At 62.0% G+C, this 12,653-nt stretch carries 24 protein-coding genes; all 24 read left to right on the top strand.

The features are described 5' to 3' along the window. Positions 1 to 135 precede the first annotated feature (135 nt). A complete protein-coding gene (rpsJ, locus tag ACWGTO_RS12945) occupies positions 136 to 444 on the top strand; it encodes a 30S ribosomal protein S10 (protein WP_010909272.1) in 309 nt (102 codons plus the stop codon). A gap of 61 nt (positions 445 to 505) precedes the next feature. Further along, positions 506 to 1,219, top strand: a complete 714-nt coding sequence (gene rplC, locus ACWGTO_RS12940; RefSeq protein WP_112395064.1) for a 50S ribosomal protein L3 — start codon at positions 506 to 508, stop codon at positions 1,217 to 1,219. Further along, a complete protein-coding gene (rplD, locus tag ACWGTO_RS12935) occupies positions 1,219 to 1,839 on the top strand; it encodes a 50S ribosomal protein L4 (RefSeq protein WP_454575221.1) in 621 nt (206 codons plus the stop codon). The genes rplC and rplD overlap by 1 nt, the downstream gene beginning before the upstream one ends. After that, positions 1,836 to 2,129, top strand: coding sequence for a 50S ribosomal protein L23 (locus ACWGTO_RS12930; RefSeq protein ID WP_115143199.1), 294 nt, complete (start codon positions 1,836 to 1,838; stop codon positions 2,127 to 2,129). The genes rplD and ACWGTO_RS12930 overlap by 4 nt, the downstream gene beginning before the upstream one ends. A 22-nt stretch (positions 2,130 to 2,151) precedes the next feature. Beyond that, positions 2,152 to 2,985 (top strand): 50S ribosomal protein L2, encoded by an 834-nt coding sequence (rplB, locus tag ACWGTO_RS12925; protein WP_112618131.1) that lies wholly within the window; start codon positions 2,152 to 2,154, stop codon positions 2,983 to 2,985. 16 nt (positions 2,986 to 3,001) lie between these two features. Continuing rightward, on the top strand, positions 3,002 to 3,280 hold the full coding sequence (rpsS, locus tag ACWGTO_RS12920) for a 30S ribosomal protein S19 (RefSeq protein ID WP_006205463.1): 279 nt from the start codon (positions 3,002 to 3,004) through the stop codon (positions 3,278 to 3,280). 2 nt (positions 3,281 to 3,282) lie between these two features. Continuing rightward, positions 3,283 to 3,672 (top strand): 50S ribosomal protein L22, encoded by a 390-nt coding sequence (gene rplV / locus ACWGTO_RS12915; protein WP_006205462.1) that lies wholly within the window; start codon positions 3,283 to 3,285, stop codon positions 3,670 to 3,672. After that, entirely contained in the window at positions 3,672 to 4,397 is a 726-nt protein-coding gene (gene rpsC / locus ACWGTO_RS12910) for a 30S ribosomal protein S3 (protein WP_013895697.1), read from the top strand. The genes rplV and rpsC overlap by 1 nt, the downstream gene beginning before the upstream one ends. Positions 4,398 to 4,423: 26 nt before the next feature. Further along, a complete protein-coding gene (rplP, locus tag ACWGTO_RS12905; protein ID WP_006205460.1) occupies positions 4,424 to 4,837 on the top strand; it encodes a 50S ribosomal protein L16 in 414 nt (137 codons plus the stop codon). Positions 4,838 to 4,850: 13 nt separating this feature from the next. Beyond that, positions 4,851 to 5,051, top strand: a complete 201-nt coding sequence (gene rpmC, locus ACWGTO_RS12900) for a 50S ribosomal protein L29 (protein ID WP_006205459.1) — start codon at positions 4,851 to 4,853, stop codon at positions 5,049 to 5,051. Positions 5,052 to 5,062: 11 nt separating this feature from the next. Beyond that, positions 5,063 to 5,302 (top strand): 30S ribosomal protein S17, encoded by a 240-nt coding sequence (rpsQ, locus tag ACWGTO_RS12895; RefSeq protein ID WP_010909280.1) that lies wholly within the window; start codon positions 5,063 to 5,065, stop codon positions 5,300 to 5,302. 71 nt (positions 5,303 to 5,373) lie between these two features. Further along, positions 5,374 to 5,742, top strand: a complete 369-nt coding sequence (rplN, locus tag ACWGTO_RS12890; protein WP_006205457.1) for a 50S ribosomal protein L14 — start codon at positions 5,374 to 5,376, stop codon at positions 5,740 to 5,742. 12 nt (positions 5,743 to 5,754) lie between these two features. Continuing rightward, complete coding sequence (gene rplX / locus ACWGTO_RS12885) at positions 5,755 to 6,069, top strand: 50S ribosomal protein L24 (RefSeq protein WP_013531428.1); 315 nt, start codon at positions 5,755 to 5,757, stop codon at positions 6,067 to 6,069. Next, on the top strand, positions 6,062 to 6,661 hold the full coding sequence (rplE, locus tag ACWGTO_RS12880; RefSeq protein ID WP_013531429.1) for a 50S ribosomal protein L5: 600 nt from the start codon (positions 6,062 to 6,064) through the stop codon (positions 6,659 to 6,661). Before rplX ends, rplE begins: the two co-directional genes overlap by 8 nt. Before the next feature lie 27 nt (positions 6,662 to 6,688). Next, the gene (gene rpsN / locus ACWGTO_RS12875; RefSeq protein ID WP_010909282.1) at positions 6,689 to 6,994 is read left to right on the top strand and encodes a 30S ribosomal protein S14; all 306 of its coding nucleotides are present in this window, start codon (positions 6,689 to 6,691) and stop codon (positions 6,992 to 6,994) included. Positions 6,995 to 7,006: 12 nt separating this feature from the next. After that, positions 7,007 to 7,405 carry a 30S ribosomal protein S8 gene (gene rpsH / locus ACWGTO_RS12870; RefSeq protein WP_006205453.1) on the top strand — a complete coding sequence of 133 codons (399 nt, stop codon included), beginning with the start codon at positions 7,007 to 7,009 and terminating at the stop codon, positions 7,403 to 7,405. A gap of 41 nt (positions 7,406 to 7,446) precedes the next feature. Next, positions 7,447 to 7,980, top strand: coding sequence for a 50S ribosomal protein L6 (gene rplF / locus ACWGTO_RS12865; RefSeq protein ID WP_023682603.1), 534 nt, complete (start codon positions 7,447 to 7,449; stop codon positions 7,978 to 7,980). 87 nt (positions 7,981 to 8,067) lie between these two features. After that, positions 8,068 to 8,427: a 50S ribosomal protein L18 gene (rplR, locus tag ACWGTO_RS12860; RefSeq protein WP_454575220.1), complete on the top strand. Its 360-nt coding sequence runs from the start codon at positions 8,068 to 8,070 to the stop codon at positions 8,425 to 8,427. A gap of 128 nt (positions 8,428 to 8,555) precedes the next feature. Next, positions 8,556 to 9,119: a 30S ribosomal protein S5 gene (gene rpsE / locus ACWGTO_RS12855; RefSeq protein WP_006333394.1), complete on the top strand. Its 564-nt coding sequence runs from the start codon at positions 8,556 to 8,558 to the stop codon at positions 9,117 to 9,119. Positions 9,120 to 9,143: 24 nt separating this feature from the next. Beyond that, positions 9,144 to 9,341, top strand: a complete 198-nt coding sequence (rpmD, locus tag ACWGTO_RS12850; protein ID WP_006205449.1) for a 50S ribosomal protein L30 — start codon at positions 9,144 to 9,146, stop codon at positions 9,339 to 9,341. Between the two features lie 22 nt (positions 9,342 to 9,363). Beyond that, the gene (gene rplO, locus ACWGTO_RS12845; protein ID WP_454575219.1) at positions 9,364 to 9,837 is read left to right on the top strand and encodes a 50S ribosomal protein L15; all 474 of its coding nucleotides are present in this window, start codon (positions 9,364 to 9,366) and stop codon (positions 9,835 to 9,837) included. A gap of 191 nt (positions 9,838 to 10,028) precedes the next feature. Then, positions 10,029 to 11,369 (top strand): preprotein translocase subunit SecY, encoded by a 1,341-nt coding sequence (secY, locus tag ACWGTO_RS12840; RefSeq protein ID WP_454575218.1) that lies wholly within the window; start codon positions 10,029 to 10,031, stop codon positions 11,367 to 11,369. Next, complete coding sequence (locus ACWGTO_RS12835) at positions 11,366 to 11,974, top strand: adenylate kinase (RefSeq protein ID WP_454575217.1); 609 nt, start codon at positions 11,366 to 11,368, stop codon at positions 11,972 to 11,974. Before secY ends, ACWGTO_RS12835 begins: the two co-directional genes overlap by 4 nt. 207 nt (positions 11,975 to 12,181) lie before the next feature. Next, complete coding sequence (rpsM, locus tag ACWGTO_RS12830; protein ID WP_006205445.1) at positions 12,182 to 12,550, top strand: 30S ribosomal protein S13; 369 nt, start codon at positions 12,182 to 12,184, stop codon at positions 12,548 to 12,550. The last annotated feature ends 103 nt before the right edge of the window (positions 12,551 to 12,653 follow it).

The raw sequence follows: 12,653 nt of genomic DNA, 5'->3' as shown, positions 1-12,653 counted from the left end.
TGCGCTTCGCCATCCGTGAAGGCGGCCGCACCGTCGGTGCCGGCATCGTCGTCACCATCAAAGAATAATTGGACTTAAACCGATCTGTCGCGGGCGCGGAGTTGCCCGCGCCGCGCCAGAACAAGGAAGTGACGCATGAACGGACAGAATATCCGCATCCGCCTGAAGGCGTTTGATCACCGGGTGCTCGACGCCTCGACGAAAGAAATCGTGTCGACGGCCAAGCGCACCGGAGCAAACGTCCGCGGCCCCATTCCGCTGCCGACGCGGATCGAAAAGTTCACGGTTAACCGGTCGCCTCACGTCGACAAGAAGAGCCGCGAGCAGTTCGAGATGCGCACGCACAAGCGTCTGCTCGACATCGTCGATCCGACCCCGCAGACGGTCGATGCTTTGATGAAGCTCGATCTGGCCGCCGGTGTCGACGTCGAGATCAAGCTCTAAGGGAATGAGAGCGCGGTAAGGGGCGGTGCCCCTGGCCCGGAACTCTAAAGGAATTGAACCGATGCGTTCAGGTGTGATTGCAAAGAAGGTGGGAATGACCCGCATCTATAATGATGCCGGGGAACATGTTCCCGTCACCGTTCTCCAGATGGAGAACTGCCAGGTCGTGGCTCAGCGCACGCAGGAGAAGAACGGCTATACGGCCGTCCAGCTCGGCGTTGGCCTTGCCAAGGTGAAGAACACGTCGAAGGCGATGCGCGGCCATTTCGCGACCGCTTCCGTCGAGCCGAAGGCGAAGGTCGCCGAGTTCCGCGTCTCCGCCGACAACATGATCGACGTCGGAGCCGAGATCACCGTCGAGCATTTCGTCGCCGGCCAGAAGGTCGATGTGACGGGCACGACGATCGGCAAGGGGTTCCAGGGCGTCATCAAGCGCCACCACATGGGCGGTGGCCGCGCGACGCACGGTAACTCGGTCTCGCACCGTACGCACGGTTCGACCGGCCAGCGTCAGGACCCGGGCAAGGTGTTCAAGGGCAAGCATATGGCTGGCCACATGGGCGACACCCGCGTCACCACACAGAATGTCGAGATCGTTTCGACCGACGCCGATCGCGGCCTGATCCTGATCCGCGGTGCGGTTCCCGGATCGAAGGGCGCCTGGATCCTGGTCCGCGATGCGGCCAAGGTGGCACTGCCGGCCAATGCGCCGAAGCCTGCCGCGATCCGCGCCGTTGCGAAGAACGAGGCTCCGGCCGCAGAGGGAGCAGAATAATGGATCTCAAGATCACAACGCTTGGCGGCAAAGACGCCGGCAAGGTGAAACTCTCCGAGGAGATTTTCGGCCTTGATCCGCGCGAGGACATCCTGCAGCGCGTCGTGCGCTGGCAGCTGGCCAAGCGCCAGCAGGGCACGCACAAGGCCAAGGGCCGCGCCGAAATCGCGCGCACCGGCGCCAAGATGTACAAGCAGAAGGGTACGGGCCGCGCCCGTCACCATTCGGCACGCGCTCCGCAGTTCCGCGGCGGCGGCAAGGCCCACGGCCCGGTCGTTCGCAGCCACGAGCACGATCTGCCGAAGAAGGTGCGCGCCCTGGGCTTGAGGCATGCTCTCTCGGCCAAGGCCAAGAGCGCGTCGATCATCGTCATCGACGAGCTGAAGCTGACCGAGGCCAAGACGAAGGCGCTGATCGCGAATTTTGCGACGCTGGGCCTGACCAATGCTTTGGTGATCGGCGGTGCCGAGCTTGACCAGAACTTCAAGCTGGCGGCGACCAACATCCCGAACATCGACGTGCTGCCCATCCAGGGCATCAACGTCTACGACATTCTTCGCCGCGGCACGCTGGTCCTTTCGAAGGCCGCCGTCGAGGCTCTCGAGGAGCGCTTTAAATGACCGACCTTCGTCATTACGACGTGATCGTCTCGCCGGCGATCACCGAAAAGTCGACCATGGCCTCCGAGCAGAACCAGGTCGTCTTCAACGTCGCCAAGAAGGCGTCGAAGCCGGAAATCAAGGCCGCTGTCGAAGCGCTGTTTGGCGTCAAGGTTACGGCCGTGAACACGCTTGTCCGCAAGGGCAAGATCAAGCGCTTCCGCGGCACGATCGGCCGCCAGAGCGACGTCAAGAAGGCGATCGTGACGCTGGCCGACGGCCAGTCGATCGACGTCGCGACGGGTCTCTGAGCAAGGCCGCGAGGACAGGACAATGGCACTTAAAAAATTCAACCCGGTAACGCCGAGCACCCGCCAGCTGGTCATCGTCGACCGCTCGGGCCTCTACAAGGGCAAGCCCGTCAAGGGCCTGACCGAAGGCCTGACCAAGTCGGGCGGCCGCAACAATCACGGCCGCATCACGGCCCGCTTCATCGGCGGCGGTCACAAGCGTTCGTACCGCATCATCGACTTCAAGCGCCGCAAGTTCGACGTCGTCGGCACGGTCGAGCGCATTGAATACGATCCGAACCGCACCGCCTTCATCGCGCTGATCAAGTATGACGATGGCGAGCTGTCCTACATCATCGCTCCGCAGCGTCTTGCCGCCGGCGACAAGATCGTGGCTGGTGAAGCGGTCGACGTGAAGCCGGGCAATGCGATGCCGCTGGCTTCGATGCCGGTCGGCACGATCGTCCACAACATCGAGCTGAAGCCGGGCAAGGGCGCCCAGGTCGCCCGTTCGGCCGGCGGCTATGGCCAGCTGGTTGGCCGTGACCAGGGCATGGCGATCCTGCGCCTCAACTCGGGCGAGCAGCGTGTCGTTCACGGCTCCTGCATGGCCACTGTCGGCGCCGTGTCGAACCCGGACCACGGCAACATCAACGACGGCAAGGCCGGCCGCACGGTCTGGCGCGGCAAGCGCCCGCACAATCGCGGCGTGACAATGAACCCGGTCGACCACCCGCATGGCGGTGGTGAAGGCCGCACCTCCGGTGGCCGTCATCCGGTCAGCCCGTGGGGCAAGCCGACCAAGGGCAAGAAGACGCGGTCCAACAAGGCGACCGACAAGTTCATCCTGCGCTCGCGCCATCAGCGCAAGAGCTAAGAAGAGGTAACGCCAAGTGACTCGTTCTATTTGGAAAGGCCCCTTCATCGACGGCTACCTTCTCAAGAAGGTGGACAAGGTTCGTGAAGGTGGTCGCAATGAGGTGATCAAGATGTGGAGCCGTCGCTCCACCATCCTGCCGCAGTTCGTCGGCTTCACCTTCGGTGTCTACAACGGCCAGAAGCATGTTCCCGTCTCGGTGAACGAGGACATGGTCGGTCACAAGTTCGGTGAATTCGCTCCGACCCGGACCTATTACGGTCACGGCGCGGATAAGAAGGCGAAGAGGAAATAATCATGGGCAAGGCCAAAGCTCCGCGCAGGCTTGCTGACAACGAAGCGCGCGCCGTTCTGCGCACGATCCGTATCAGCCCGCAGAAGCTGAACCTGGTTGCCGCGCTGATCCGCGGCAAGAAGGTCGCGACAGCGCTTTCCGACCTCGAATTCTCGGCCAAGCGGATTTCCGGCACGGTCAAGAAGACGCTGGAATCGGCGATCGCCAACGCGGAAAACAACCACGACCTCGATGTCGATGCGCTGATCGTGGCGGAAGCCTATGTCGGCAAGTCGATCGTCATGAAGCGTTTCCATGCTCGTGGCCGCGGTCGCGCCAGCCGTATCGAAAAGCCGTTCTCGCACCTCACGATCGTCGTTCGTGAAGTCGAAGAAAAAGGGGAGGCCGCATAATGGGCCAGAAAGTCAATCCGATCGGTCTGCGCCTCGGCATCAACCGCACCTGGGATTCGCGCTGGTTCGCGAACACCGGCGAGTACGGCAAGCTGCTGCATGAAGACATCAAGATCCGCAAGTATCTTGAGAAGGAACTCAAGCAGGCTGCGATCTCCAAGGTCGTGATCGAGCGCCCGCACAAGAAGTGCCGCGTCACCATCCATGCGGCGCGCCCCGGTCTGATCATCGGCAAGAAGGGCGCCGACATCGAGAAGCTTCGCAAGAAGCTGATGGAGATGACGAAGTCCGAGACGCACCTCAACATCGTTGAAGTGCGCAAGCCGGAAATCGACGCGACCCTGGTCGCCCAGTCGATCGCCCAGCAGCTCGAGCGCCGTATCGCGTTCCGCCGCGCCATGAAGCGCGCCGTTCAGTCGGCGATGCGCCTCGGTGCCGAAGGCATCCGTATCAACTGCGCCGGCCGTCTCGGCGGCGCCGAGATCGCGCGCATGGAATGGTACCGCGAAGGCCGCGTGCCGCTGCACACGCTGCGCGCCGATGTCGACTACGGCACGGCCGAGGCGAACACGGCTTACGGCATCTGTGGCGTCAAGGTCTGGGTGTTCAAGGGCGAAATCCTCGAGCACGATCCGATGGCTTCGGAGCGTCGCGCGACCGAGGGTGATGCTGCGCATGGCGGTGGTGGTGATCGCGAACGCGGTCGTCGTCGCGAAAACGCCTGATTATTTAGGAATTTGGAGTTAGAACGATGCTGCAGCCAAAGCGCACAAAGTTCCGCAAGCAGTTCAAGGGCCGTATCCATGGTACCGCAAAGGGCGGCACCAACCTGGATTTCGGTGGTTTCGGGCTGAAGGCGCTTGAGCCGAACCGCGTCACCGCGCGTGAGATCGAGGCGGCCCGCCGCGCGATCACTCGTGAGATGAAGCGTGCCGGCCGCGTATGGATCCGTATTTTCCCTGACGTGCCGGTGACGTCGAAGCCGACTGAAGTGCGCATGGGCAAGGGCAAGGGCGCTGTCGATTACTGGGCGGCGCGCGTCAAGCCGGGCCGCATCATGTTCGAGATCGACGGCGTCAACGAAGAAACCGCCCGTGAGGCGCTGCGTCTCGGCGCGGCCAAGCTCTCGGTCAGGACGCGCTTCGTACAGCGCATCGCAGAATAAGGACGGGCTGATCATGAAAGCCGAAGACATCCGGACCAAGACCCAGGACCAGCTGACCGACGATCTGGCCAGCCTGAAGAAGGAGCAGTTCAACCTGCGCTTCCAGAAGGCCACCGGCCAGCTCGAGAAGACCGCGCGCGTGAGGCAGGTCCGCAAGGACATTGCGCGTATCAAGACCATCGCTGCGGAAAAGTCCGCGGCCAAGAAGGCTTAAGGACGAAAACCATGCCAAAGCGCATTCTGCAGGGCACTGTCGTCAGCGACAAGAACGAGAAGACGGTAGTCGTCAAGGTCGAACGGCGCTTCACGCATCCCGTGATGAAGAAGACCGTGCGCATGACCAAGAAGTACAAGGCGCACGACGAGAACAACGCCCACAAGGTCGGCGACCAGGTGTTCATCCAGGAATCGAAGCCGATTTCCAAGGACAAGCGCTGGATCGTCGTGTCTTCGGACCAGGCGTAAACAACGAATTTTGGACAGACCGGGGAGGGGCTTTGAGCCCGTCCCGTTAGAAAAGAAGAAGGCGGCCAGTCATGATTCAGATGCAAACAAACCTCGACGTCGCGGATAATTCCGGCGCGCGTCGTGTCATGTGCATCAAGGTGCTGGGCGGCTCGAAGCGGAAATACGCTTCCGTGGGCGACATCATCGTGGTGTCCATCAAGGAAGCCATTCCGCGCGGCCGCGTTAAGAAGGGCGATGTGATGAAGGCGGTCGTGGTTCGCACGGCCAAGGACATCCGCCGCCCGGACGGCAGCGTGATCCGTTTCGACAAGAACGCGGCCGTTCTCGTCGACAACAAGAAAGAGCCGATCGGCACGCGTATCTTCGGACCGGTTCCGCGCGAACTCCGCGCCAAGAACCACATGAAGATCATCTCGCTCGCGCCTGAAGTGCTGTAAGGAGCCGGACCAATGCAAAAGATTAGAAAAGGCGACAAGGTCGTCGTGCTGGCCGGCAAGGACAAGGGCCGTTCGGGCGAAGTCCTCTCGGTTCAGCCGAAGGAAGACACCGCGCTGGTGCGCGGCGTCAACATGATCCGTCGTCACCAGAAGCAGTCCCAGTCCCAAGAGGGCGGGATCATCACCAAGGAAGCGCCGATCCAGCTGTCGAACATCGCGCTGGCCGACCCCAAGGATGGCAAGCCGACCCGCGTCGGTTTCATCTTCCAGAAGGACGGCAAGAAGGTGCGCGTCGCCAAGCGCTCGGGAGAAGTCATCAATGGCTAAGGCTCAAACCACGAAGCCCAAGGCTGAAAGCAAACAGTCCAAGGCCCAGAACACGCCGCGCCTCAAGCAGGTCTACAACGAGACCATCCGCAAGGCGTTGCAGGAGCAGTTCGGCTACGACAACGAGATGCAGGTTCCGCGCATCGACAAGATCGTGCTGAACATGGGCGTCGGCGAAGCGACCGCAGATTCGAAGAAGCCTTCGATCGCGGCCGAAGACCTGGCGATGATCGCCGGCCAGAAGGCCGTCGTCACCCGCGCCCGCAACTCCATCGCCGGCTTCAAGGTCCGCGAGAAGATGCCGATCGGCGCCAAGGTCACGCTGCGCAAGGAACGCATGTACGAGTTCCTCGACCGCCTCGTGAACATCGCACTGCCGCGCGTCCGCGACTTCCGCGGACTCAATCCGAAGAGCTTCGATGGCCGTGGCAACTACGCCATGGGCATCAAGGAACACATCGTGTTCCCGGAGATCAACTACGACAAGGTTGATCAGATCTGGGGCATGGACGTCATCGTTTGTACGACTGCGAAGACGGACGACGAAGCCAGGGCATTGCTCAAGGCCTTCAACTTCCCCTTCCGCCAGTAACGGCAGCGAGAAAAGGAAAAATCTGAAATGGCAAAGACCAGCTCAGTCGAGAAGAACAACAGGCGCCGCAAGCTTGCCGACCAGTACGGTCCCAAGCGCGCTGCCCTGAAGGCGATCATCATGGACCAGTCCAAGCCGATGGAGGAGCGCTTCCGCGCTCAGCTGAAGCTTGCTGCCCTGCCGCGCAACTCGGCCAAGATCCGCATCCGCAACCGCTGCGAAGTGACGGGGCGTCCGCGCGCCTACTATCGCAAGCTCAAAGTATCGCGCATCGCGCTCCGTGATCTCGGCAATAACGGCCAGATCCCGGGCCTGGTCAAGTCGAGCTGGTAAGGAGGACATAACATGTCATTGAGCGATCCTCTCGGCGATATGCTGACCCGCATCCGCAACGCGTATGGCCGCAAGAAGTCGAGCGTCTCGACGCCGGCCTCGCGCCTGCGTACCCGCGTCCTCGACGTGCTGAAGGCTGAAGGCTACATCCGCGACTACAGCCAGACCGACTTCGACAACGGCAAGTCCGAAATCGAAATCGAGCTGAAGTATTTCGACGGTGCTCCAGTCGTGCGCGAAATCGCGCGCGTTTCGAAGCCGGGCCGTCGCGTTTACGTCTCGGCCAAGTCGATCCCGCACGTCGCCAACGGCCTCGGCATCGCCATCCTTTCGACGCCGAAGGGCGTGATGGCCGATCACGAAGCACGCGAACAGAATGTCGGCGGCGAAATCCTCTGCCAGATTTTCTAAGTCGGCAGACCTGAAACAAGAGAAGTGACGAGGACAACCAAATGTCTCGTATTGGAAAGAAACCCGTTTCGCTGCCGCAGGGCGTGACCGCGACCGTCAACGGCCAGACCGTGACGGCGAAGGGCCCCAAGGGCGAGCTGAAGTTCGTGGTGAACGACGAAGTGCTGGTCAAGATGGAAGGCAGCGAGATCGCTGTCCAGCCGCGCGACCAGACCAAGACCGCCCGCTCCAAGTGGGGCATGTCGCGCACGCAGATCGTCAACATCCTGCAGGGCGTCAAGGACGGTTTTGAGAAGAAGCTCGAGATCACCGGCGTCGGCTATCGCGCCGCACTTCAGGGCAAGAACCTGCAGCTGGCTCTTGGCTTCAGCCATGACGTCGTCTACGAGACGCCGGCCGGCATCACCATCACTGTGCCGAAGCCGACGGAAATCACCGTGACCGGCATCGACAAGCAGCAGGTCGGCCAGGTTGCCGCCGAGATCCGCGAGTATCGCGGTCCTGAGCCTTACAAGGGCAAGGGCGTCCGCTATGCCGGCGAGAAGATCGTCCGCAAGGAAGGCAAGAAGAAGTAAGTTTAACGCCGCGGGGAGCGGTCGCGGGAGGCGCATTCGCCTACCGCATATGGCGGCCCCCGTTTTTTGAAGGCAAGGAAGACTATTATGGCCGACAAGGAATCCATCCAGCGCCGCGCGCAGCGCGTCCGCCGCCAGATCAAGAAGGTCGCCGGCGAGCGTCCGCGTCTGTCGGTGCACCGCACGTCGAAGAACATCTACGTCCAGGTCATCGACGACGCCAAGGGCCACACCATCGCTGCCGCCTCGACGCTCGAAAAGGACTTCAAGGGTTCGCTCAAGACTGGCGCCGACACGGCCGCAGCCGCCGCGATCGGCAAGCTGATCGCCGAGCGCGCTTCGAAGGCCGGCGTCAAGGAAGTCGTCTTCGATCGCGGCCCGTACATCTATCACGGTCGCGTCAAGGCGCTCGCCGAGGCTGCCCGTGAAGGTGGTCTGAGCTTCTAATGCTTGATCCCGAAAAGTTGCAGACTTTTCGGATAAGATCATGCAAAGGAGAAATTCACCGCCGGTGACCCGAATGAGGCTCCGGCAAACAGCAACCCGTGCTTCCGGAAAAGAACAAGGAACAGGATATGGCACAGGAACGTAGGGATGGCGGCCGCGGCCGCGATCGTGAAGAGCGCGATGACGGCATGGTGGACAAGCTCGTCCACATCAACCGCGTCGCCAAGGTCGTCAAGGGCGGCCGTCGCTTCGGTTTTGCAGCGCTCGTCGTCGTCGGCGACCAGAAGGGCCGCGTCGGCTTTGGTCACGGCAAGGCGCGCGAAGTGCCGGAAGCGATCCGCAAGGCTACCGAATCGGCAAAGCGCGACATGATCTTCGTGCCGCTGCGCTCAGGCCGCACGCTGCACCACGACGTCGAGGGACGCTGGGGCGCCGGACGCGTGCTGCTGCGCGCTGCCAAGCAGGGTACCGGCATCATCGCCGGCGGCCCGATGCGCGCTGTCTTCGAGACGCTCGGCATGCATGACGTGGTGGCCAAGTCGATGGGTTCGTCGAACCCCTACAACATGGTTCGCGCCACGTTCGACGCGCTGAAGAGCCAGATGCATCCCAAGGATGTGGCTGCCGCGCGCGGCATCAAGTATTCGACCCTTCAGGCCCGCCGCGGCACCGCCGTTGCGGCTGAAGAATAGTCGATCTGACCAGGGATTTTGACCATGGCCAAGAAAGCAACCAAGACCATCACCGTTGAGCAGATCGGTTCGCCGATCCGCCGCCCGAAGGAACAGCGCGCGACGCTGGTCGGCCTCGGCCTCAACAAGATGCACAAGCAGCGCACGCTGGAGGACACTCCCTCGGTGCGCGGCATGATCGCTGCCGTCCAGCATCTCGTCCGCGTCGTGGACGAGGGCTGAGCAAAAGCGCAGGAGAACCCAGATGAAACTCACCGATCTGCGTGACAATGAAGGCGCGACGCACTCTAAGAAGCGTCTCGGCCGTGGCATCGGCTCCGGCTCGGGCAAGACCGGCGGTCGCGGCGTCAAGGGCCAGAAGGCGCGCTCCGGCGTCGCCATCAACGGCTTCGAGGGTGGCCAGATGCCGCTCTACCGGCGCCTGCCGAAGCGTGGCTTCAACAACATCTTCGCCAAGAGCTTTGTCGTCGTGTCGCTGGCCCGTATCCAGACGGCGCTCGACGCCAAGAAGCTCGACGCCAAGGCGACCGTGACGGCCGAGGCACTGGTTGCCGCCGGCGTCATCCGCCGCGCCAAGGATGGCGTGCGCATCCTCTCGGATGGCGAGCTCAAGGCAAAGCTGGCATTCGACGTTGCCGGCGCTTCGAAGGCTGCGATCGAGAAGATCGAAAAGGCCGGCGGTTCGGTCAAGCTGCCGGAGCAGGCTGCTGCCGAGTAACGGCAATTTGAAGCGCGCTTGGCAGGAACGGCCTCCGTTTTTGCTCACGATTGCGCTTTGATCCGATCAATTAAGCGGCCGCGTCAACGCGGCCGCTTGCATGTTGAGAGCCCGGAGCTTATCTCGTGAGCTTCGGTGAAACGCGCCGCCTGAGCTGCGGGCATCGAGCGTGATCAAGCGGAGAATCAGGCATGGCTTCGGCTGCTGAACAACTAGCCTCGAATCTGAATTTTGCGGCCTTCGCCAAGGCGGAGGACCTGAAGAAGCGAATCTGGTTCACCATCGGCGCGCTGCTCGTCTATCGCCTCGGTACCTATATCCCGCTGCCCGGTATCAACCCGGATGCCTTCGCGCAGGCCTTCTCTTCGCAGGCCAAGGGCGTGCTCGGCATGTTCAACATGTTTGCCGGCGGCGCCGTGCAGCGCATGGCGATCTTCGCGCTCGGGATCATGCCTTACATCTCGGCCTCCATCATCATGCAGCTTATGACCTCGGTCATCCCGTCGCTGGAAGCGCTGAAGAAGGAAGGCGAGCAGGGCCGCAAAGTCATCAACCAGTACACGCGCTACGGCACGGTTCTGCTGGCGTTGGTGCAGGCCTACGGCATTTCGGTCGGTCTGGAAGGCGGTAACGGCATCGTCAACGATCCCGGCATGTTCTTCCGCATCTCTACCGTCGTCACGCTGGTCGGCGGCACCATGTTCCTGATGTGGCTGGGCGAGCAGATCACCGCGCGCGGCATTGGCAACGGCATTTCGCTGATCATCTTCTCCGGCATTGTCGCTGGCCTGCCACGCGCCATTTCCGGCACGCTGGAACTCGGCCGGACCGGCGCCTTGTCGACCGGGCTGATCCTGGCGATCATCGTGCTGGCCATCGTCGTCATCGCGCTCATCGTCTTCTTCGAGCGCGCCCAGCGCCGCCTGCTGATCCAGTATCCGAAGCGCCAGGTCGGCAACCGCATGTTCCAGGGCGACACCTCGCATCTGCCGCTGAAGCTCAACACGTCGGGCGTCATTCCGCCGATCTTCGCATCGTCGCTGCTGTTGCTGCCGGCAACGGTTGCGGGCTTCTCGCAGTCGACGAACCTGCCGGCATGGGCAAGCACGGTGCTCGCCTCGCTCGGCCACGGCCAGCCGCTCTATATGCTGTTCTATGCGGCGATGATCGTGTTCTTCGCCTTCTTCTATACGGCGATCGTCTTCAATCCCAAGGACACAGCCGACCAGCTCAAGAAGCATTCCGGCTTCATTCCCGGCTACCGCCCGGGTGAGCGCACCGCCGATTACATCGACTATGTCCTGACGCGCATCACCGTCGTCGGCGCCATCTATCTGGTGCTGGTGTGCCTGCTGCCCGAATTCCTGATTTCGGCGACTGGCGTACCATTCTATCTCGGTGGCACATCGCTTCTGATCGTGGTCAGTGTAACCCTCGATACGGTGGCGCAGATTCAGGGCCACCTGATCGCGCACCAGTATGAGGGCCTGATCAAGAAGTCGAAGTTGCGCGGGGGGAAGAAGGCCAGATGAGATTGATATTGCTTGGGCCGCCAGGAGCGGGCAAGGGGACGCAAGCACAAAGACTGGTAGACAGACACGGCATACCTCAGCTGTCGACGGGCGACATGCTGCGGGCCGCCGTGCAGGCCGGCACCGAAGTCGGCAAGCGCGCCAAGGCGGTGATGGACGCCGGCGAGCTGGTTTCCGACGCCATCGTCAACGCCATCGTGGCCGAGCGCATCGATCAGCCAGATTGCGCCAACGGTTTCATCCTTGACGGCTATCCGCGCACGCTGGTGCAAGCCGATGCGGTTGAATCGATGCTTGCCGAGCGCGGCATTGGCCTCGACGCCGTGATCGAGTTCGTTGTCGACGACAAGGCGCTGGTCGGCCGTATCGTCAAGCGGGCCGAAGATGCCAAGGCCGCCGGCCAGCCAGTGCGCAAGGACGACAACCCGGTGGTGTTCGAAGAGCGCCTGCGGGAATATTACAAGAAGACCGCGCCGCTGATCGGCTATTACTACGCCAAACGCAGGCTGAAGAGCGTCGACGGCATGGCCGGCATCGACACTGTGACAGCAGAGATCGAAGCGCTGCTCACGGCAGTGACACGGGAGACCGTTACGGCAAAGTAAAGATTGCGCTTGACTGGAACGGTTCGCTGGGTTATGGCGGCCCGTCTTCCTATCAGGCATGAGGCTTGCTTGTCCGCAAGGGCAAGGCAGCCGCATTGAAACCAGGAAACTCCCGCATGGGCCGGCCTCCACCGGACGCGGGGTAATTTGAACAGCGCCGGGTCTACCTTTTGAAGGTTGGCTGGCCCACATGGAGAAGAGAAGAATATGGCTCGTATAGCCGGCGTCAACATTCCGACCAACAAGCGCGTCGTCATTGCGCTTCAGTACATTCACGGCATTGGCAAGAAGTTCGCTCAGGAGATCGTCGACAAGGTCGGCATCCCGGCCGAGCGCCGCGTCAACCAGCTGACCGACGCGGAAGTGCTGCAGATCCGCGAGACCATCGACCGCGACTACCAGGTCGAAGGCGACCTGCGCCGCGAAGTGTCGATGAACATCAAGCGTCTGATGGACCTCGGCTGCTACCGCGGTCTGCGTCACCGCCGCTCGCTGCCGGTTCGCGGCCAGCGCACGCACACCAATGCACGCACCCGCAAGGGCCCGGCCAAGTCGATCGCCGGCAAGAAGAAGTAATTAGGGGAATAAGGGAGTAGGAGAGTAAGGCAGTAGGGAACGCGGCCGAGCCGGGTCGCACTTGTCCCTACTCCCTTACTGCCCTATTCCCCTACTCCCTTAC

The sequence above is a fragment of the Mesorhizobium sp. PL10 genome, assembly GCF_053714315.1.
This window is presented reverse-complemented; position numbering and strand designations above follow the sequence as displayed.

Bases quoted from the DNA above. Each gene is read 5' to 3' on its own strand.
- rplB (WP_112618131.1), top strand. From the start codon at position 2,152: ATGGCACTTAAAAAATTCAACCCGGTAACGCCGAGCACCCGCCAGCTG.
- secY (WP_454575218.1), top strand. From the start codon at position 10,029: ATGGCTTCGGCTGCTGAACAACTAGCCTCGAATCTGAATTTTGCGGCC.
- rplR (WP_454575220.1), top strand. From the start codon at position 8,068: ATGGCCGACAAGGAATCCATCCAGCGCCGCGCGCAGCGCGTCCGCCGC.
- rpmD (WP_006205449.1), top strand. From the start codon at position 9,144: ATGGCCAAGAAAGCAACCAAGACCATCACCGTTGAGCAGATCGGTTCG.
- rplE (WP_013531429.1), top strand. From the start codon at position 6,062: ATGGCTAAGGCTCAAACCACGAAGCCCAAGGCTGAAAGCAAACAGTCC.
- rpsE (WP_006333394.1), top strand. From the start codon at position 8,556: ATGGCACAGGAACGTAGGGATGGCGGCCGCGGCCGCGATCGTGAAGAG.
- rplF (WP_023682603.1), top strand. From the start codon at position 7,447: ATGTCTCGTATTGGAAAGAAACCCGTTTCGCTGCCGCAGGGCGTGACC.
- rpsJ (WP_010909272.1), top strand. From the start codon at position 136: ATGAACGGACAGAATATCCGCATCCGCCTGAAGGCGTTTGATCACCGG.
- rpsN (WP_010909282.1), top strand. From the start codon at position 6,689: ATGGCAAAGACCAGCTCAGTCGAGAAGAACAACAGGCGCCGCAAGCTT.
- rplO (WP_454575219.1), top strand. From the start codon at position 9,364: ATGAAACTCACCGATCTGCGTGACAATGAAGGCGCGACGCACTCTAAG.
- ACWGTO_RS12930 (WP_115143199.1), top strand. From the start codon at position 1,836: ATGACCGACCTTCGTCATTACGACGTGATCGTCTCGCCGGCGATCACC.
- ACWGTO_RS12835 (WP_454575217.1), top strand. From the start codon at position 11,366: ATGAGATTGATATTGCTTGGGCCGCCAGGAGCGGGCAAGGGGACGCAA.
- rpsM (WP_006205445.1), top strand. From the start codon at position 12,182: ATGGCTCGTATAGCCGGCGTCAACATTCCGACCAACAAGCGCGTCGTC.
- rplP (WP_006205460.1), top strand. From the start codon at position 4,424: ATGCTGCAGCCAAAGCGCACAAAGTTCCGCAAGCAGTTCAAGGGCCGT.
- rplC (WP_112395064.1), top strand. From the start codon at position 506: ATGCGTTCAGGTGTGATTGCAAAGAAGGTGGGAATGACCCGCATCTAT.
- rplX (WP_013531428.1), top strand. From the start codon at position 5,755: ATGCAAAAGATTAGAAAAGGCGACAAGGTCGTCGTGCTGGCCGGCAAG.
- rpsC (WP_013895697.1), top strand. From the start codon at position 3,672: ATGGGCCAGAAAGTCAATCCGATCGGTCTGCGCCTCGGCATCAACCGC.
- rpmC (WP_006205459.1), top strand. From the start codon at position 4,851: ATGAAAGCCGAAGACATCCGGACCAAGACCCAGGACCAGCTGACCGAC.
- rpsH (WP_006205453.1), top strand. From the start codon at position 7,007: ATGTCATTGAGCGATCCTCTCGGCGATATGCTGACCCGCATCCGCAAC.
- rpsQ (WP_010909280.1), top strand. From the start codon at position 5,063: ATGCCAAAGCGCATTCTGCAGGGCACTGTCGTCAGCGACAAGAACGAG.
- rplV (WP_006205462.1), top strand. From the start codon at position 3,283: ATGGGCAAGGCCAAAGCTCCGCGCAGGCTTGCTGACAACGAAGCGCGC.
- rplD (WP_454575221.1), top strand. From the start codon at position 1,219: ATGGATCTCAAGATCACAACGCTTGGCGGCAAAGACGCCGGCAAGGTG.
- rplN (WP_006205457.1), top strand. From the start codon at position 5,374: ATGATTCAGATGCAAACAAACCTCGACGTCGCGGATAATTCCGGCGCG.